General features: G+C 45.9%; 22 protein-coding genes and 2 pseudogenes. 9 read left to right on the forward strand and 15 right to left on the reverse strand.

Annotation, left to right across the window (positions count from 1 at the left end; all coding sequences use genetic code 11):
• Window positions 1-3: 3 nt before the first annotated feature.
• The 4 genes and pseudogenes from merA to merT form a co-directional block, all read right to left on the reverse strand.
• Window positions 4-1689 carry a mercury(II) reductase gene (gene merA / locus LZP46_RS10030; RefSeq protein WP_042893591.1) on the reverse strand — a complete coding sequence of 562 codons (1686 nt, stop codon included), beginning with the start codon at window positions 1687-1689 and terminating at the stop codon, window positions 4-6.
• Window positions 1690-1727: 38 nt separating this feature from the next.
• Window positions 1728-2153 carry an organomercurial transporter MerC gene (gene merC / locus LZP46_RS10035; protein WP_000522996.1) on the reverse strand — a complete coding sequence of 142 codons (426 nt, stop codon included), beginning with the start codon at window positions 2151-2153 and terminating at the stop codon, window positions 1728-1730.
• Between the two features lie 27 nt (window positions 2154-2180).
• Window positions 2181-2455: pseudogene (gene merP / locus LZP46_RS10040) on the reverse strand (mercury resistance system periplasmic binding protein MerP).
• A gap of 13 nt (window positions 2456-2468) precedes the next feature.
• Complete coding sequence (gene merT, locus LZP46_RS10045) at window positions 2469-2819, reverse strand: mercuric ion transporter MerT (protein WP_001294659.1); 351 nt, start codon at window positions 2817-2819, stop codon at window positions 2469-2471.
• Between the two features lie 71 nt (window positions 2820-2890).
• Between merT and merR the strand changes: the two genes are divergently transcribed.
• Window positions 2891-3325, forward strand: a complete 435-nt coding sequence (merR, locus tag LZP46_RS10050; protein ID WP_042893593.1) for an Hg(II)-responsive transcriptional regulator — start codon at window positions 2891-2893, stop codon at window positions 3323-3325.
• A gap of 32 nt (window positions 3326-3357) precedes the next feature.
• Here the strand turns inward: merR and LZP46_RS10055 are convergent.
• The 3 genes and pseudogenes from LZP46_RS10055 to LZP46_RS10065 form a co-directional block, all read right to left on the reverse strand.
• Window positions 3358-3570: pseudogene (locus LZP46_RS10055) on the reverse strand (transposase family protein); the annotation flags it as partial.
• 21 nt (window positions 3571-3591) lie between these two features.
• Window positions 3592-4104 (reverse strand): signal peptidase II, encoded by a 513-nt coding sequence (lspA, locus tag LZP46_RS10060; RefSeq protein WP_000905420.1) that lies wholly within the window; start codon window positions 4102-4104, stop codon window positions 3592-3594.
• A gap of 3 nt (window positions 4105-4107) precedes the next feature.
• Window positions 4108-5004 (reverse strand): cation transporter, encoded by an 897-nt coding sequence (locus tag LZP46_RS10065; RefSeq protein WP_004964805.1) that lies wholly within the window; start codon window positions 5002-5004, stop codon window positions 4108-4110.
• A gap of 95 nt (window positions 5005-5099) precedes the next feature.
• Between LZP46_RS10065 and cadR the strand changes: the two genes are divergently transcribed.
• Window positions 5100-5507 carry a Cd(II)/Pb(II)-responsive transcriptional regulator gene (gene cadR, locus LZP46_RS10070; RefSeq protein WP_032000534.1) on the forward strand — a complete coding sequence of 136 codons (408 nt, stop codon included), beginning with the start codon at window positions 5100-5102 and terminating at the stop codon, window positions 5505-5507.
• Between the two features lie 190 nt (window positions 5508-5697).
• Here cadR and LZP46_RS10075 read toward each other — a convergent pair whose 3' ends face one another.
• The 7 genes from LZP46_RS10075 to LZP46_RS10105 form a co-directional block, all read right to left on the reverse strand.
• Window positions 5698-6594: a recombination directionality factor gene (locus LZP46_RS10075; protein WP_017395932.1), complete on the reverse strand. Its 897-nt coding sequence runs from the start codon at window positions 6592-6594 to the stop codon at window positions 5698-5700.
• A 139-nt stretch (window positions 6595-6733) separates the two neighbouring features.
• Window positions 6734-7807, reverse strand: a complete 1074-nt coding sequence (locus tag LZP46_RS10080) for a YqaJ viral recombinase family nuclease (protein ID WP_086260878.1) — start codon at window positions 7805-7807, stop codon at window positions 6734-6736.
• A 144-nt stretch (window positions 7808-7951) separates the two neighbouring features.
• Window positions 7952-8989, reverse strand: coding sequence for a DUF932 domain-containing protein (locus tag LZP46_RS10085; protein WP_079548917.1), 1038 nt, complete (start codon window positions 8987-8989; stop codon window positions 7952-7954).
• Window positions 8990-9100: 111 nt separating this feature from the next.
• A complete protein-coding gene (locus LZP46_RS10090) occupies window positions 9101-9400 on the reverse strand; it encodes a hypothetical protein (protein ID WP_058972173.1) in 300 nt (99 codons plus the stop codon).
• Window positions 9401-9513: 113 nt separating this feature from the next.
• Window positions 9514-9894, reverse strand: a complete 381-nt coding sequence (locus LZP46_RS10095; protein ID WP_058972172.1) for a hypothetical protein — start codon at window positions 9892-9894, stop codon at window positions 9514-9516.
• An 11-nt stretch (window positions 9895-9905) separates the two neighbouring features.
• Entirely contained in the window at window positions 9906-10487 is a 582-nt protein-coding gene (locus LZP46_RS10100) for a hypothetical protein (protein ID WP_058972171.1), read from the reverse strand.
• A 17-nt stretch (window positions 10488-10504) separates the two neighbouring features.
• Window positions 10505-10765, reverse strand: coding sequence for a hypothetical protein (locus LZP46_RS10105; RefSeq protein WP_002058491.1), 261 nt, complete (start codon window positions 10763-10765; stop codon window positions 10505-10507).
• Between the two features lie 1134 nt (window positions 10766-11899).
• On the opposite strand from LZP46_RS10105, the gene LZP46_RS10110 reads away from it, so the two are divergent.
• The 7 genes from LZP46_RS10110 to LZP46_RS10140 all read left to right on the forward strand — a co-directional run bounded on the left by LZP46_RS10110 (window position 11900) and on the right by LZP46_RS10140 (window position 18079).
• Window positions 11900-13102: a tyrosine-type recombinase/integrase gene (locus tag LZP46_RS10110; RefSeq protein ID WP_178319647.1), complete on the forward strand. Its 1203-nt coding sequence runs from the start codon at window positions 11900-11902 to the stop codon at window positions 13100-13102.
• Window positions 13103-13308: 206 nt separating this feature from the next.
• Window positions 13309-13551, forward strand: a complete 243-nt coding sequence (locus LZP46_RS10115; RefSeq protein ID WP_178319577.1) for a helix-turn-helix transcriptional regulator — start codon at window positions 13309-13311, stop codon at window positions 13549-13551.
• A gap of 139 nt (window positions 13552-13690) precedes the next feature.
• Entirely contained in the window at window positions 13691-15835 is a 2145-nt protein-coding gene (locus LZP46_RS10120) for a phage NrS-1 polymerase family protein (protein ID WP_236093750.1), read from the forward strand.
• Window positions 15836-16406: 571 nt separating this feature from the next.
• Window positions 16407-17123 (forward strand): hypothetical protein, encoded by a 717-nt coding sequence (locus tag LZP46_RS10125; RefSeq protein ID WP_178319575.1) that lies wholly within the window; start codon window positions 16407-16409, stop codon window positions 17121-17123.
• A 35-nt stretch (window positions 17124-17158) separates the two neighbouring features.
• Window positions 17159-17590: a DUF5681 domain-containing protein gene (locus LZP46_RS10130; protein WP_004998933.1), complete on the forward strand. Its 432-nt coding sequence runs from the start codon at window positions 17159-17161 to the stop codon at window positions 17588-17590.
• On the forward strand, window positions 17590-17910 hold the full coding sequence (locus LZP46_RS10135; protein ID WP_178319574.1) for a hypothetical protein: 321 nt from the start codon (window positions 17590-17592) through the stop codon (window positions 17908-17910). Before LZP46_RS10130 ends, LZP46_RS10135 begins: the two co-directional genes overlap by 1 nt.
• A complete protein-coding gene (locus LZP46_RS10140) occupies window positions 17903-18079 on the forward strand; it encodes a hypothetical protein (RefSeq protein ID WP_171290418.1) in 177 nt (58 codons plus the stop codon). Before LZP46_RS10135 ends, LZP46_RS10140 begins: the two co-directional genes overlap by 8 nt.
• 3 nt (window positions 18080-18082) lie before the next feature.
• Here LZP46_RS10140 and LZP46_RS10145 read toward each other — a convergent pair whose 3' ends face one another.
• Window positions 18083-18943 carry a trypsin-like peptidase domain-containing protein gene (locus LZP46_RS10145; RefSeq protein WP_178319573.1) on the reverse strand — a complete coding sequence of 287 codons (861 nt, stop codon included), beginning with the start codon at window positions 18941-18943 and terminating at the stop codon, window positions 18083-18085.
• Window position 18944 lies beyond the last annotated feature (1 nt).

An 18944-nucleotide genomic window follows, 5' to 3' on the forward strand; every position in this document is an offset into this window, starting at 1 on the left:
TTTTTATCCAGCGCAGCAGGAAAGCTGCTTCACGTCCTTGTTGAAGGTCTGCGCCGCAAGCTTCAACCCCTCGACCATTGTCAGGTAGGGGAACAACTGGTCAGCCAGTTCCTGCACCGTCATGCGGTTGCGGATGGCGAGCACCGCCGTCTGGATCAGTTCGCCCGCTTCCGGGGCCACCGCCTGCACGCCGATGAGCCGTCCGCTACCTTCCTCGATGACCAGTTTGATGAAGCCGCGTGTGTCGAAGTTGGCAAGCGCTCGCGGAACGTTGTCGAGTGTCAGCGTGCGACTGTCGGTCTCGATGCCATCGTGGTGCGCTTCCGCCTCGCTGTAGCCCACGGTGGCGACTTGCGGGTCGGTGAACACCACTGCCGGCATCGCGGTCAGATTGAGGGCTGCGTCGCCGCCGGTCATGTTGATCGCGGCACGGGTGCCGGCGGCCGCTGCCACGTAGACGAACTGCGGCTGGTCGGTGCAGTCGCCGGCCGCGTAGATGTTCGGGTTGCTCGTGCGCATGCCTTGGTCGATAACGATGGCCCCTTGCGCATTGACAGTGACCCCCGCCGCGTCCAGCGCGAGGCTGCGCGTATTCGGTGCCCGACCGGTGGCAACCAGCAACTTGTCAGAGCGCAATTCACCGTGTCCGGTGGTCAGCACGAATTCGCCGTTCACATGGGCGACCTGGCTGGCTTGCGTGTGCTCCAGCACCTCGATGCCCTCGGCACGGAAAGCGGCTGTCACCGCCTCGCCGATGGCCGGGTCTTCACGGAAGAACAAGGTATTGCGCGCCAGGACCGTGACCTTGCTGCCCAGCCGGGCAAAGGCTTGCGCCAGCTCCAGCGCTACCACCGACGAGCCGATTACGGCAAGGCGTTCGGGAATGGTGTCGCTCGCCAGGGCCTCGGTGGAAGTCCAGTAGGGTGACTCTTTCAAGCCCGGAATCGGCGGGACCGCCGGGCTGGCACCCGTGGCGACCAGGCAGCGGTCGAACATCACGACGCGCTCGCCACCCTCGTTCAAACGGACGGTAAGGCTCTGGTCGTCCTTGAAGCGCGCCTCACCGTGCACAACGGTGATGGCCGGATTACCGCCCAGGATGCCTTCGTACTTGGCGTGCCGCAGTTCGTCGACGCGGGCCTGCTGCTGGGCCAGCAGCTTACTGCGGTCAATCGTAGGCACAGTTGCCGCAATACCGCCATCGAACGGGCTTTCCCGGCGCAGATGGGCGATGTGGGCGGCGCGGATCATGATCTTGGACGGCACACAGCCGACATTGACGCAGGTGCCGCCGATGGTGCCGCGCTCGATCAGCGTGACCTGCGCGCCTTGCTCGACGGCCTTCAGTGCTGCCGCCATTGCCGCGCCACCGCTACCAATGACGACGACCTGCAACGGGCGTTCGTTGCCACTGGGCTTATCAGCGGCCCCTATCCAGCCGCGCATCTTGTCGAGCAGGCCGGCGCGGTTGTCCGTCGGTGGCGCATCGGCAAGCGTTGCCTCGTAGCCCAGTCCGGCCACGGCGGTAGTCAGCGCATCCGATGACGTGCCCGCCTCAATGGCGAGTTGCGCTGTGCCCTTCGGATAGGACACCAGCGCCGATTGCACGCCGGGCACTTTCTCCAAGGCTTCCTTGACGTGAGCCGCGCACGAGTCGCAGGTCATCCCGGTGATTTTCAGGGTGGTCATGTATTTTTCCTTTTCTGTGGTGGCTACGGCTGTTGCCGTCAGCCACGTTGTTCTGGCAATTCACAGCTGTCCGGCCCGCAGCGGCGATGTGCTGGCGAGATGAAATCCCAGACCGACACCCCAACCATCAAGGCCAGGCCGACATAGAGCAGTCCACCGCTCTGCCAGCCGTAAGCCCGCATTAAAAACACCGCTGCCAGCACCAAGATCGGGCCTATCGTGCCGAGCGCCGTGCGTCGCCACTGTCGATGATTGAGCCAAGCGATAGCATTGGCGAGTAACGCGATGCCGGCGAACATCGGCAGCAGGATGCCAATGAATAGCCCCTCGTACTGGCTCAAGAAGCCCAGTCCGATGGCCGCGCCAAAGCTGGCGATGGCAGGAAAACAGGCGGCGCAGCCCATCGCGGAAACGACGCTGCCGAGCGCGCCGGTTTTGCCAGCGATGCGCGTGATGAGTCCCATGTGTCGCTCCCGAGTTCGGTTAACGGATCAGCGTTTGAGGCTGGACGGATAGCCCGCGTCCTCGGTCGCCTTGGTCAACTTCTGGACGTTGGTCTTGGCATCGTCGAAGGTGACGACGGCCTGGCGCTTGTCGAAACTTACGTCGGTCTTGCTCACGCCCTCACCTTGGAAAGCGCGTGCTTGACAGTGATCGGGCAAGAGGCGCAGGTCATGCCAGGCACGGACAGCGTGACGGTCTGAGTGGCGGCGAACACGGGGGCAACGAAAGCGGCGAGAGCGAGGGAGGCAAACAGCTTTTTCATAATGAACTCCTGATTAGTAGAAAAATGGCATGACGTAGGGAAAACCAAGCGCGACCAAGACCAACACGGCGACGAACCAGAAAATGAGCTTGTAGGTGGTGCGCACTTGCGGAATCGCGCACACCTCGCCCGGCTTGCAGGCTGCGGTCGGTCGGACGATGCGCCGCCAGGCAAAGAACAGTGCAACCAGCGCCGCGCCGATGAAGATCGGCCGATACGGCTCCAATACCGTCAGGTTGCCGATCCATGCCCCGCTGAACCCCAAGGCGATCAAAACCAGCGGCCCCAGGCAGCAGGCCGACGCAAGAATGGCGGCCAGCCCACCGGCGAAGAGCGCGCCGCGCCCGTTTTGTGGTTCAGACATACGCTTGTCCTTTCAAATTTGGTTTGGATAGCTTAAGCTTACTTCCGTAGTTATGTACGGAGTCAAGCGATATGCAAATTAATTTTGAGAATCTGACCATTGGCGTTTTTGCCAAGGCGGCCGGGGTCAATGTGGAGACCATCCGGTTCTACCAGCGCAAGGGCCTGCTGCCGGAGCCAGACAAGCCCTATGGCAGCATTCGCCGCTATGGCGAGGCGGATGTAACACGAGTGCGGTTCGTGAAATCGGCCCAGCGGCTGGGCTTTAGCCTGGACGAAATCGCCGAGCTACTGCGGCTGGAGGATGGCACCCATTGCGAGGAAGCCAGCGGCCTGGCCGAGCACAAGCTCAAGGATGTGCGCGAGAAGATGGCCGACTTGGCACGCATGGAGGCCGTGCTGTCTGAACTGATGTGCGCCTGCCATGCGCGGAAAGGGAACGTTTCCTGCCCGCTGATTGCGTCACTAAAGGGCGAAGCAGGCCTGGCAAGGTCAGCTATGCCTTAGCGTGCTTTATTTTCCGATTTCTGAGGTGCCCCCACCCAGAGAGTGACCCGCTTGCCGTGGATGGGCAGATCACGATAGGGAACGTCACGCTTGCCGAACCGTACGAACTCACCCTGCACGCCGCATTCCTCGCAGGCGATGGGATCGGGCACGTCCACCTCGAAGTGCATTTCGTCGTCGGTTGATTTGCAGCCCAGTACTTGGTATTGCGGCAGGTCAAGGATGTTGTCGGGAAGTTCGGTCATGGTGTTGTATAGGCGTAGGTGTCAGTCAGATCCATCCGACTCGGCATTGGTGTTTGCTTTTTTACCCAACAAGCTGCTGGAAACTAAAAGTAAGGCACCGAGGACAATTGCAATATCAGCCAGGTTGAAGGCCGGCCAATGCCAGTCTCGCCAATAGAAATCAAAGGAATCCACAACATAGCCGCGAAAGACCCGGTCAATCAGGTTGCCCATGGCGCCACCGAGGATAAGACTGTAAGCGATGGCTTCTCCTTTATGACGATTTTCAAGGATCAGCTTGATCAGAAAAATCGAGACCACTACCGCGATTCCGATAAAAAAGTAGCGCTGCCAGCCTCCACCATTCGCAAAAAGACTGAATGCGGCACCGGTATTCCATACGTGTACCCAGTTAAAGAATGAGGTCACTGAAATAGACTCGCCATATGCCATTGATTGTTGCACCAGCCATTTTACGGCCTGATCAGACGCTGCCAGCAGGCCCGATATGGACAATAGGGCATACGGCGAGAGCTTTTTGCCAATAATGAGCATTATTTAACCCTTCAACGCCAAAATGCGTCTAGCACCGTTAAGTACAATTACCCCCACGATGGTGCCGATAATCAGATCCGGATAATTGGACCCGGTCCACGCGACCAGAGCGCCGGCGGTGATGACCCCCAGGTTGATCACCACGTCGTTGGCCGAGAATATCCAGCTTGCCTTCATGTGCGCTCCGCCCTCCCGATGTTTGGATATGAGCAGCAGACAACTGGTATTGGCAATCAATGCGACGAAGGCGATCGCCATCATCATCAGCGATTCAGGCTCACTACCGAAAACAAAGCGTCGCACCACCTCGACGAGTACGCCGATAGCCAAAATCAGTTGCAGTACCCCTGCCAGATGCGCGGCACGTACCTGCATTTTCGCACTGCGCCCTACGGCATAGAGAGCCAGACCATAGACGGCTGCATCGGCAAACATATCCAGGGAATCAGCGATCAGGCCGGTAGACTGGGCGATCAGGCCAGCAGTCATTTCCACCACGAACATGATCGCATTGATACCGAGCAACACGCGCAGAGTGCCTGACTCCTGCGTAGCAGAGACTGCCGAGCTCTCAGCGGCCTTGATCGTCTCTGGGTCGGCAATGACGGTTTCCTGAAGCGAGGCGCCTAGCCCCAAGGTCGCCAGTTTCGCGGTAATGGGCTCAGCCTCGCCGTCATGCACGACCTTCAACCGGCGGTTCGACAAGTCGAAGGACAGTGCCCGAATCCCCTCAACGCCGTTCAGGGCCAGGCGAATCATGCGCTCTTCTGATGGACAGTCCATCTTCGGCACGGCATAAACACTGACCCATCTCCCTGGCGCCTCGGAGGAGGCCTGCATATCGATATCCGCCGCAGGCCTTGCATGGTCGCCACAGGGGCCTCCGCAGTTTTTACTCATGATATGACTCCACTTGAATGTGATCGGGTTTTCATTTAAAACTATATAGTAGCTATAATGTCAATAGCGTAGAGAATCCGTTGCGGAGGAACCCGATGCGTATTGGTCAGTTGGCACAGTCAGTAGGGGTAGATACACAGACGATCCGCTTCTACGAACGGCAGGGCTTGTTGCCGCCGCCTGGTCGGCAGGAGAACGGTTACCGTGTCTATACCGAGAAACACGTTGAGCGGCTGGCCTTTATTCGTCGCTGCCGCATCCTGGATCTGTCACTGGCAGAAATTCACGAACTAAAGCGCTATCAGGACGACCCTCATCAGTCCTGTACCGCTGTCAATGCCTTGCTCGATGATCACATCTCTCATGTGCGCTCGCAGATAACCGCTCTACAGGCGCTTGAGAAAGAACTCGTTTCACTAAGAGCGCGTTGCAACGATGACCGGGAAGTTAAGGCGTGTGGGGTTCTTGCTGGAATTAGCGAGGGAAGCATGCATCAGCAGTAGGTTGGAGTGCCAACCAGATAATCCGATGAGATGCCGGTTTGCCTCACTCTCATGCAAAGGTAAGATCAACCATTTAATCCGCTTACCCAAAAAAATTAAGGGAGCCAAAGCTCCCTTCAATTAGTGACTAGCCAACTTGTTCAGAATCCATTAATTGACTTACCAAACTGACTAGATAATTCAACTGTGCTCAATTCACAGCTCTAACACTCTGCTGCAACCCCTGCTGAATCTCCTGCACATAGCTCAATTGCGCTGAATGCTCTGTATCTACAGCACTGTCACTGTGTGGATAAAACTCCTCCAGCAATTCCATCCCCTCCTCTGCATGCACCTCAAACTTGGCATTGGCAAAACCCTGCCGTGCAATCTGATCTAATGCCGCCTGATCAAACCCTGCCTGTTTTCCCTGTTGGTCAATCTCCTTGGCTGTCTGAATTGCTGTTTGTAAATCCACGCCTTCCCGTAACGTTAAATCCACGTAATACACGGGCTGACGATAGCTTTGGGTTGTGCTTTTCCCACGCAACGTGAGCTGCAACGGCAAACACGACAACAAACCACCTGATGCCGCATGGTAGTAATTCAAACGTGCTGCCAAAGTGCGAATGCTGTTAAAACCAGTGGTTCTGAAGATAAAAGTCCCAAACTCATCGGCTTCGCCTAAATTGACATGCAGGCGTCCATAAGGCTTACAATGTCCACCCTGTCCAAGTGGGCATAAGTCGGGGGATGGACAAGGATGTTGCTCTACACCTTGTGATGTCATACGCTGACACGTCTGACCATTCCCCACACAAATCGGGCGACCTGTCTGTCGGTCAAATAAACTATATTCAGCTCGAAGATTGAGTTCAGGGTCATTGAAGATCATACGTACAGGGATGCTACGCAGCTTTTGATTCGGTGCTTGACTACGCAATTGCTCATCCAAGGGGTGTTTAATCCAACCGTCCTTACCCTGTATTTGACTGGTAATGGTGAACTGATCGTCTTTCTCTGGCAGACGCTTGCCATTCTTTTCTATTACACGGCCAATACTGATCCGTCCCAAGATGGGTGGTGTGATTGCTAAACCTTTAATCATGTTGAAATTCCTCTGTCGTTGAGATGTTTAGATGTGTTGTCCTATGTGCTTAAAATAAAATCGGCATAAAAAAATCCCATGCAGGGCTGCACGGGATTTCAGATTTCTTCTTGCTGAGTGATTAACTCTAAACTTTGAGCTAATCGTGATAAATGTTGAAACGACGACTGCCTGCTTTCTGCAGTGGGTACTGTTGGATGAGTTCAGGTTGGTGCTGAAGTAAGGACTTGATGTCTAGGCTGATACTGTCCTTGCTCTTTTTCCAAGTCACCGAGCCTTGCTGAAATACGGCACGTTCATGTTCCTGCATCAGTGCCTGAACACGGTGTTTAAGTAGGTCAAATTGGCTTTGGTGCTGTTCAATCTGCTGTTTCTCCTGTATCAGCTGATCAAACAGTTCATTGGCAAGTTCCACCTCCGTTAGATCAACACAGCTCAGTGGGGTATGTTCAGGATAGAGCTGTTGTAAAGCTTTGGCTGCCGATTCACTGGCATCCACTGCTGGTGGAACATCATTTTCTACACATTCCCAAAACAGCCGTTCTGCCTGAATGATCTGTTCAATCAGAGCTTCATTACGACTGACTTTGTAGATTTTGGTTTCCTGCCCACACAGCAACACACAAATATGTGCCGCTTGCTTGCCTGTCACCGCCAGTTGATGTTGTACTTGACACAGTACATACAGAGGTACGCCTTCCTTCCACAGTTTGGCACCATATTCCCCTGCAGTTTTGCATTCCAGTATTTGTACTTCTTCATTGCCCACCACGGCATAATCCAAGTTTGCCAACATAAAGGCTTTGTCAGGATCAGGATGCTGCAGTACAGCATTGACCCGACGGACTTTATTGTTGGTGTGCATGCTGTAGTATTCTGCGACCAAGGGTTCCAACTGTTTGCCCCAATATAAAGGTGCATGTCCTGAGCTTTCATCTTCAATATTTTGCTGTACCCGTCCTGTTTTAATCATCCACAGTTCTAGCATCGACATATAAGGATTCAAGCCACAGGCAGCTGCGGCATCACTGCTGCCTATTCCCTGTTTACGCACTTCCAGCCATGCCTGATAGTCCAGTTGTTTGGTGTTGATCAGACGTTTGGCATTTAAGCTGCGTTTTGAACCTGATTGACTTTGTTTAGGCTTGTCATTGGCTATAGTTGGTAAATACTGAGATTGAGACGTTACTGTTGGGTTTATAATCTGATTCATGGGTTTATCCTTCTATCATTGATTTTAAAACGGCATAAAAAAAGCCACATCCGAAGATGTGGCAAAGAGGGATCGTTGATTAGGAGGACACTTGATCGTGCTGATCACATGCCCTGATGATAAAATCTCAAGATTAAATCAAGCTTAAACAGCTAAGTGTAAAGCTTGTTCCAATCCACGTTGTTTCAATGCTGCGCCTGCACCAAACCAAGCAGAGTCAAGGCGGTGATCGGTACTCATCGCGCGACGTTCATGATCTACAAATTCGGTGATTGCACAAAGCAGTCCATAGGCGGTGTCTTTGGCTGAAGATAAGTCTGCCCCACGTCCCTGCCCATTAAACATATTCATGACTTTGGTCATGGCACGTCCATTCGGTTCAGTTTTATTGGGTTGTGGATTGGCTTGAGACGCGACATTACGGTAGTACTGAATAATGTTATCCTCCTGTTCCATCGCACTTAGGCTATTGTTGTTAAATACCGCATCAAAATAAGCTGCTGCTTCCTTCTGGGTGACTTTACGTTGGGTAAGTTGTTTCATTTCATACATGTGGTCGTACCATGTTTTCACTGAAATACCGAGTTGATCTTTGACTTTGTCGGCATCAAACTTAGTACTGTGCGGTACTTTGACCACGCCTGCATTGGAACTCTGCCCTCGTAAGGCAATCGCTAAGGTGTTATTGCACACCACACGGATATTGGTGAATTGTGCGGTTGTGGCTAAGGTGCCATCACATGCTGTTGCCAGCAGGATATAGCCATTGCTGACATCCCCACCTTTCAATTCTGCTGTTTGGCCTGTGCGTGCCAAGGCCCAGAACTTTTTCCCACCTTTAAGTACACCTGCGGTTTCCAGTTCAAAGCCGGATTGCTCGGTTAGATCACGGTAGAACTCCAGAATTTCCATCGGTTGGACTTCCTGATAACGCTGACTCACCACCGATAAAGGGGCATGAGTATCTGAACGGTACAGTACCCGTTGTTCTTCATACGGCATGATGATGCTTTGTCCACGTGAGTTTTGAGCCATGTAACTGACATTGGATGATTCAATGCGCCAATCCATACCTGCTTGCTTGGCCCAGACTTCAATCGGTTGGTTTTGGCTAAGTTGATTGCCCAGACCATGCCACGGGGTTTGTCCGACATACGCCATTTGTTCAAGTTGATGTGCCATTTTGATTATTCCTTAAATAAAAGTGAAAGATGTGAAAATGCAGAAATGCGCTGTAAGGGTTTAAACAATCCATCTATTCAAAGATGTAACCGTGTAAAGTCAGAGATGCGATTACGGCACCCATGCAAACGTTTGTTGGCAATCCAAACAGAGATACTGCTCGGCATTGCTGTAATATTTTTCATAGCAGTACTGACTGACAATAACCAATACACCACCCACCACAACACCGATGGCTGCGCCTGTAAAAGGCGGGAATCCTGCCTTTTTGGCAAGCTGCATGCCGAACAGCGCCATCTGTGTCGGTGAAATACAGCGTTGCAGTTGTTCGAAATAGTTGGCGTTTGCATGACTTGAATCAGTCTGTCTGACATAGGTGGATTGACAATAGGGGCATTGAATTAAGGACATTGAATATTCCTTGTTAAATGAATTGGGTACGAAAAGCTGAATTGAGGGCATAAAAAAACCGTGCCCATTGAGGACACGGTTTGATTTAAATTTTACTTTGGCGAGGAGAGTCGCTATTGAAAGTTATAGCTTGCAGTGCCTTTATCTGTTTCGACATCAACCTGCACCACATTACTGTAGCTACAGTCTGTTAATTTCAGTCTTAAACGTTGCCCCATCTTAAAATGCTGCGGATATTCCAATGATCGACGATAGCCTTCATAACGGCATTGTCCATGATTGACAGAAACATGGCTGACATCGATAGGCTCTGCAATATTGGAACGGATGGTCAATACCGTAGCGGATTGATTTTGGGCATACCAGTTACTGGTATCAATTACATCGAGTTCGACCGTAAACGTGTTTGGATCAAGACCTGCATTACAGCCACTCAACATGATGCCTGTCGTTGTAGTCACTGCGATGAGTAAGGGTTTTAAAAGTTGCTTCATCTAGTTCATCCTTAGCAGTAGTTATAGCTCACGCCATAATCGCCTGTATTTAAATCAATGCTGGCCAAATGGATTTCACAGTCTGTGCCGTTATCAAATTTATAAACGTAGTAGCGATTACCCGCTTGCTCCGACTCCAGTGCGCCATGTTCTTGCAAGCTAAAGTCTTGCACTGATTTGCCTGTATCTTTTGCGGCTTTGGCAAAGATATAGCGTTGATACTTGTCTATATTGTCCTGCTCAAATTCAGGCAGTTGATCATAGGGCAGCATCGACAGTAAGGTATCCACCGCCTTAAGGTTTTGATCAAACTCAAAACTCAGCAATTCAGGTTCATGATCTGATGGACTTAGACTTTTTCTTCCCGTGGTCAATTCTTTGACATCGATCCCATCCACTTCTGCTGCTGCAATCTCAGTGGATACTGCTTCTGAACCGGCGGATTCTAAAAGTTGTGCAGAGCTGACCTCAGAAGTGTTGGCTGGAACCGTTTTTTCAGTTGCGTATTTAGGGCTAAAGAAGTAGAAGCCTGCGATGCTGATCAAGGTCAGGGCTAAGATTGCCGCCAAGCCCAATATGGTTTTTTGGGTCATTTGAATGTTCCCCTCATTTAGTTGGGCACAGTGACTTGACCATTCTGCGCATTAAAGTGAACAAAGCGTGGACAACCACCTTGAAAGTTCACCGTGAAATTACGCCAACCACGGTTGCCAGGATTGGTTTTATAAAGACATTGATAAACCCCACCGCCTGTATGACGTGCTTGAACAAGGTAGGATTCACTGGCTTGTGCAAACCAGCCTGCCTGCGCCAATGATGCGCCTGCAAGTAGTGATGAAATCAGGGTCGTTTTTAGGAAAGTTTTAAACATCATCATTTTCTCTTTTTTATAGGCATCACTGGTCTTGGTCTTAATCAGACACAGTGTTCCCCATGTCATAAATATTGGAATGAATATCTATGTTTTTTTGAAGTGTTATAGACGATAAAGCACACAAATCTACGCCCCTCAAAACAGCATGAGAGATTCATCTTCATATCGGTAATATGTAATTGAAAAAGTTTTATTCTTAGAAAGTCATCGACACAGCAATGCGTGAAATACAGAGCATCAGGTCACATTACCCCTGTGGTGTAGATCGGGCACACACATAAAAAAAAGAGAAATATAAAAGACGGTCTTGATGTAAGCACATGGCGTACTCCTTAGGTATAAAGAAGTTTCACCAAATCACTGCTAAATGATGGTGGCGAAACAGAAGACGGGTTAGCAGACTGATACCTAAGAAATCAGCACGTCCGAAGACGTCCCCCCTCCCGTTCCGCCGCAGAGGGGGGCACGTAGGGATACCCACCAAAAAGTTAGACTTTTTAGTGTACTTAGGTAAATGGGTCTGCTAAAACCCGCTGACGATGTAGGTCAGCAGGCTAAGGATAATCTGCACGTTATATAGCGTCAAGCAAGCTAAGTGAATGAATAGTGAAAATATTTAGAATTATGAAATGTTTGAATAAGAATATAGTTAGATTTAAATACAGTTTTTTAAACTACATTCCTTAATCTTCTAAATACAGCTAAAAAAAGCCAATCCAATCCGAAATTTGATGAGGGGTAGGTTGTGGGGTAAAAACACAGACAAAAAATAAGCCCTTGCAAATACAAGGGCTTATCTTAAAATTTGGCGGAAGCGGTGAGATTCGAACTCACGGAGGACTCACACCCTCGTCGGTTTTCAAGTTATTGGGACTTACACTTTACTGGGCTTTATTAACATTTAGTAAGCCATACATTCCTTTACAAAACAATGCCTTGAAGCTATATTTTGTTTTATGTAGCTTGTTTATGCTTTCCCTGTATCGCTTACAAATTGCTTACGAGTTACAGTGCAAAAAAGGCAAGCGACTACGCCAATAGTCCTTGCCTGTGGTTATATCCCTACTAGGAAACAACAAATGAATCATACTACATTTATCGCCAACTACAATGTCGGTGAGGAGTTCTATCATGCCTAAGTTGACTAAGAGCTTCATCGACAAATACCCTGCACCAATCAACAAAGATAAATTTGAATGGGATACTGAATTAAAAGGTTTCGGTATTCGAGTTACCCCTAAAGGTCGTGTTAGCTTTATTGTGCAAAACCGTGTTAATGGTCGCTCTGAGCGCATTACTATCGGGCAGTATGGTGTCTTTGCCCCTGACCAAGCACGTGACATTGCCCGCGAGCATTTACGCACAATGCGCATGGGTACAAGCCCAACAGCGCAGGCAAAAGCACATGCATTAATGTCTATTACGTTACGCGAAGTCTGCGACTCTTACATTAAAGACAGGTCGCTTAAAGCAAGTTCGCAAAGTGAAATTCGTAGACATGTGACCACAAGTTTTGAAGCATGGCAGGATACTCCTATTGCAGCCATAAACCGTGAGGATGTGAATAAACGCTACAACCAACTTAAAGAACATGGTTTACGTGGTAATGCCCCTGCACCTGCCCAAGCTAATCAAGCATTCAGCGTATTAAGAGCATTAATTAATTACGCAATCGATGAATATAGAAAGGAAGATGGCACACCATTAATTCAGGAAAACCCTGTAAATATTCTTAAAAAGAAAATGGTGAAATTAAAACCTCGTACCAGTCGTATTCCTGATTCTAAGGTAAATGATGTTTGGAAATACCTGTGGTCAACAAGGGAAACTGCTTTTAACCGTGAAACTCTAGCAAGCATTGATTTAATTATTTTCCTAATGCTCACAGGCGCACGATTAGGCGAAGCTCGTTCTTTAACTTGGGATAGAGTTAATTTAGAGGAAGCATGGTGGCATATACCCGACCCTAAAAACCACAATCCTGTCTATTTACCCTTATCAACTCAAGCAATAGAGCTGCTCAAAGCTAGACCTAGAACAGAGAGTTCACCTTTTGTTTTTGCTTCATGGTCAAAGTCAGGACACATTATTGACCCTAGAGATTCATTGAAACGTATGAGTGAAGTTGCTGGAACACCAATTACAGCACATGACCTTAGACGGACGTTTACCACAATAGGAGTGGCGCATTGTGGTATTGATTTAAACAAGGTTGAATTGCTGACAAACCATGTGCCTAAAGGGGTTACAGCAATTCATTATTTAGAAACTACGCACTTGCAATATTTACGCCCCGAAGTTCAGCAAGTGGCTGATTGGATTGATAAAAGTTAATCATAAAAAATCATTTGTGCATTAACATAAAACATAATATAGTTGTTTTTAACTGCAAACACCTCGCTTAATATTCACGTAACATGGGTTACATTATTAAGCTTGTATCTATCATGGGATAGAGGCTTCAAGGTTAATTTAAACTTGAGCTATCTGTCCCTTTTTTATTGCATGTCAGATAGCTCATTACTAAAGGAACTTTTGACATGACTATTTCAGCAAACAATCATAAAGATTTACTGACGACTAAAGAAGCCGCTTCATTACTTGGCTTTAAAAAGAACACCCTTGAAATATGGCGTACTAAAGGTAAAGGACCACAATTTATTAAAGTGGGATCAGATACCCAGTCACGTGTCCGTTATTTACGTTCAACCTTAATGGCATGGCTTGAAGCACAAGCGCATTCAAGTACGTCTTCGTATTCAATTCAAACCTCCGACAAATAATTAATTTTCTGTTCTAAACCTTAAACGTATTGCGCTTATTGAAACCTGTGTCCAACACCTCTCCCGACCTAAGCCTATCGTAAACATACAATCAAAAAAAAGACTGCCGAAGCAGTCTTTTTGATAGGAATAAACTGGCATGAATAGCTTAAACCGTACCCCTATTTTACCACAGCAAACTACGCAAGGCAGCCAAGCCCCACAGCAAACCTCTGTCATTATTAATGATTCAAATCTGTGGGCTAATATTCCCGAGGAATTAAAAGAGCGTGCTCAATGGGCTGTAAGTGGAGCAAGTAAAGCCCCCCTTTATGTTGTAGATGGCTATCCCGTTCCTGCTAAATCAAATGACCCTGCAACATGGATGAACTTTAATGATGCTTGCACCTTTGCATGGAACAATCGTGACAGGGTAACGTCACACACAGACAAACACGGTATTGAAGTAAAACAGCAAGGTTACTGCATTGGATACATGCTAAGCGCAGACGATCCATTTACCTGTATTGACCTTGATGTTAAGGATGCTAGTAACTGCACAGACGCATCGCAATGGACTACACCAGACCAATATGAACTCTATCAGCGTATTATTCTAAACTTTGCAAGTTTTACTGAATATTCTCGAAGTGGAAAAGGATTCCATATATGGGTCAAAGGCAATATTGGCAAGGGTCGACGTCGTGAAGGTGTTGAACTTTATAGTCAAGAACGTTTTATTGTTTGTACAGGTAATATCTACAAAAATCATTCAATTAATGAACGTTCTGAATTTTTGAATAATATGGTGACGCAATTATCACCATTAAAGTTAACAAGTGACATTGAGCCAATAGATGACCAACCTCAAGTTGAATCTGATGAGTTAATTATTGAAAAAGCTTTTAATGCAGAAAATAAGCATAAATTTCTAGCATTATGGAATGCTGAATTAGATACAGATTTACATACTATTGGTCTTGACCACAGTCAAGCTGATGCATCGTTAGTTCAAATCCTTGCATTCTATACACCTAATAACGAACAACTTATTCGTTTATGGCATCAATCAAACCTTGGAAAACGAAAAAAGGCAAAGCGTAAAGATTATATTAATCGCACCATTAATAAAGCTCGTTTACATACGATGGTAGATAATATTGAGGCAGCAAAATCTATTCAGGAGGGAAAAGAAATTGCTGAGCAATTATTAAAAAATCATGCTGAAAAAAAGTTTAATAAATCCAAATTACCATTTTTCATGACTGATGAAGATTTAGAAAAGCTACCTCCTCCGTCTTGGCTAGTGGATGACATTATCCCTGAAACTGGTATTGGCGCTATTTATGGCAAATCAGGCTCATATAAGTCATTTTTAACAATCGACCTATTAGCCCATATAGGTAATGGGAAAGCTTGGTTCGGAAAAGATACTAAGAAGAAACCTGTAATCTATATTGCTTTAGAGGGCAATGCTGGAATACCTAAAAGGATTAAAGCTTGGAAAATTCATAACCGTACCAACTCAAATATCAATAATCTTAATCGTGACATTAATATTAATTTTAGAGACAACTCTAATATTGATTATCTAATTGAAAAAATTAAAGATGCTGGGTTAGATGGAGGTGTTATTTGCATTGATACACTTGCTCAGGCAGGGGGCGACATGGATGAAAACAGTAGTAAAGATATGGGCTATATGATTAAAACTTTCCAATATATTCAACAAGAGCTTGGAGGCGTTGTATTGATTGTTCACCACACTGGTAAAGCTAATGATAAAGGTATGCGAGGACACTCCAGTTTATATGCTTCTTTAGACTTTGCTTTAGAATGTATTGCAGATAAAAACAAGCGTAAAGCAAGTTTTAAAATTGCCAAATCTAAAGATGGCGATGATTCTTTAGATTATAATTTTACATTGAATATAATTAATACTGGCAATGAGGATAATGGTAAAGCAATTACTTCATTAGCAGTGTCCCCAATAATCGATATAACCACAATACAAAAATCAGAGTTAGAAAAACAAGAATTAGCTGAGCTTGATAAATCGGATGATATTTTTATTTGGAACTGGATTTCTCGTGAGTGTAGTCAAGGTAATTACCCAAGTAAAAACTCACTAAAAGGTCAGCTAAATGAAATGAAAGTGAAATGGGATATTACCCAAAAGAGAATTTACTCTGCTGTTGACCGTTTATTAGCAACAGAAAAAATTAAAAGCGATAAACACAATGGCAATCCCCACTTAAAAGTTATATCGAACCAAGCACCACTAGGGGGTTCACCAAATTATTAGGGTTCACTAGGGGTTCGCTAAGGGTTCACCAGTAGGTTAATTTGGTGAACCCGACCTACCCCCGATACCCTAGCGAATAGGGTTCGCTAGAGGGTATATACCTTTAGGTAGCGAACCCTACTGGTGAACCCACCCCCCTATACAAAATTATTTTTTTCTCATATAGGGGGTTCACTTATTATTTTCGTTCATTTGTATAACTATTTCTTAGCTCAATAGATTACATGCCCCAGCGATCTTATTAATACTGTGGTTAAAAATATGATTACTTGCTGCTAATTAAATTACTAAACCCTTTACCCCGAAATACAGGTTTAAACATAACGAAATTAGCACGACTTTCAGGGGTAAATAGCCTCTTTAAGCACTCGGTTGGTACAAAGGTACTGGCTACCCTAAAAACTCGCTTAAAACGGCTGTTTTTCGCACTACAAAAACGCTTGTTTATACCCCCATATAATTTGTTATTTGCTGTAAATAATTTGCATCTATTTGATTTCGTCGCCATTTTAATTTGTTTTTCGTATGTTGTAAGCAATAAGTAATTATGCAACCAGTATGCGAGTTCAAAATGTCTATATATCCTCTAATTACACCATCACTACATCCCGACAATATCAAGCACCTTCAAGGCTATGATGAAGAAACTGCTTCTTATGTTCACATTGCTGCACAAGCATTGAGTGAAGCCTACGAAGGTATCAATGATATTCATAAAGCACGTGAAGCAAGTAAGCGAAATCCTGTTTGGAATGAAGCAGCTCAATTAATCCAAACTGATGACTTTGCCAATAAGAAGCTTCTTAAAATTACTAAATCTATTGATTCTGCAAATGCAAACCTAAGTAAAAGCATTGCTCATATTGAAAAGGAACTAACCACACCTTTGAAAGCAGGTGCTAATGACCCTGTGGCTAATGAAATCCGCTCGCATGTTAAAAATATGAATAACAGCAAGCGTCGCAAATTCATTGAAGAAGCACAGCAGAAAAAAGACTTGCAAACACTTCAAGCTCTTTTAGGTGCTCCATCATACCTTTCAGGCTTAACAGATATTGAAGTTCAACATTACACACGTCAGCTCCATGAAATTCAAAATCCTGCTTTAGCTAAGCGATTAAAAGTAATGAAGAATGCAGCAACGTTACTGGGTGAACGTGGTGGCTTGGTATTTAAAGAAGTAGAAAAAGCAGTAGGTAAACCATCACACGTTATTCAAAAACTTCGCAAAGCAAAAAATGAAGCAGAACAAGCGTTCATTTTAAAAGACCAACGTGTCGATCTTTGAAATTGATAATTAATAGTTTAGATCAAGGAATTGTAATGACCACAAATTCAAAGACTAAAACAGCAGGAAATCCAAATTGGCGTAAGGGGATGAACTCCCCTAACCCACAAGGTCGCCCAAAAGGGATTATTGATAAACGAATGAAAGTAAATCAATCCCTACTCGCTGATGCTGATGATATTGCCAAAGTAGTGATTCAATCTGCTCTTTCAGGCGATATGCAAGCGGCTAGCTTAGTCCTTTCACGTATTGCGCCAACGCTTAAAGCTCAGACTGAAACAGTCCAGTTTGAATTAGATGCCACAGCAAGTGTAACCGAACAAGCACAATCTGTTTTACAGGCTATTGCTGACGGCAATGTTGCGCCTGATGTGGGTAAACAAATTATTGAAGCAATTAATGCTTTAAATGGTATTCGTCAGATTGATGAATTAGAACAACGTATTAATGCACTGGAGAAACACTAATGAACCTGCCAACACGAGAAGAATATGAATTTTTACGTTTTAAATTTACACAGGATATTGCACATGGTTCACCAAGTGAACGTTTGGTTGCAATGCATAATCTAATGCACATCATGGCGTTATATGCTTCTAGCGATGAACTTGAGGAAGTATTTATTAAACCCTTATTTGCAAAGCTTGAAGAAAAGCTAAATAGCCCATTACACCCATTTAGCGACTATGTACCTCCTACAGTACCAGTAACGGTTAAAAACATGCTACAGGGGCAACTGTGGGCACAATACCCTAACCCTAATTGTGGTCATACCGATAATGGCTAAGGTATTAAAAGACTTTCAAAGGCGTTTAGCTAAAGTCGAAACCAACAGAAAGAATAAAGCGACTACTATTAAATTAGTAGCCGCTTTTCCACCTATTTTATCTTATGATGAGTGGGAAGCTATTGCTGTACCACATCAACAACAATTAGTAGATGATACTAGGAGTTAATTATTATAAAGTTATTTTGTTTAATGCGCAGAAAGCTTCAACAACCTCATTAACAGTCCGAGATTTAAATACAATCCCTAAATCAATCATTTCTTGATACTGAACCGCTGGTTTTACTGCCGTTGGAATTGGAACGGAAATCACATCAGTTATATTACGTTTGAGATAAACGGCAGCAACTACTCCTAAAAAGTAGAACCTACTTCCTCCCATAATTGTATTATTATTCTTATCAGTATACCCACCAGTTTCACATAAAAAGACTGGACTACCACTGGAACCCCCAAACACAGAAGCGTCTATAAGAAACTTAGGTTGATTCTCAAAATCTATTTGTAATGGTGTAGCAGTTGTGCCTTTTCGAACAATTGGCAAATTATGATAACTATCCCAAATTCCATTTGGATAACCAACAAAGGTAATATTTTCTAATGCATCTAAATCTTTTAGTACAGCTTCGGTGGGAACACTAGCATTTGATACACATCTAAAAAATGGCTGTCTACCCGACTGTTGCTTCACAAAATTTATTAATGGGACAAAAGGACAAATAGCTATATCAACATTAGGATCGGGATGCCCCAACCACATATCTTGCCAAGCAGGATTTTGAATATCCAAATTGAATGTCTCACCTATTTTGGGTTGATTATTTTCTCCTAGATGCATCACAATAGAACCCGATACTGTATTTTCTATCACATGTTTATTGGTAACTAAAAATAAATAATCAATTTGTGGATCTTGCTTACTTTTATATCCATAAATAAATCCAGTGCCAGAGCCTTGTTCTCCGTTAGCACTTAACGTATTTATTTTTAAGGTTAAGTAATAAAGCTGTTCCGCGATGGTAAAAACTTCCATT

Source organism: Acinetobacter sp. SCLZS86 (genome assembly GCF_021560715.1).
In the GTDB taxonomy this organism is placed as follows: Bacteria; Pseudomonadota; Gammaproteobacteria; order Pseudomonadales; family Moraxellaceae; genus Acinetobacter; species Acinetobacter towneri_A.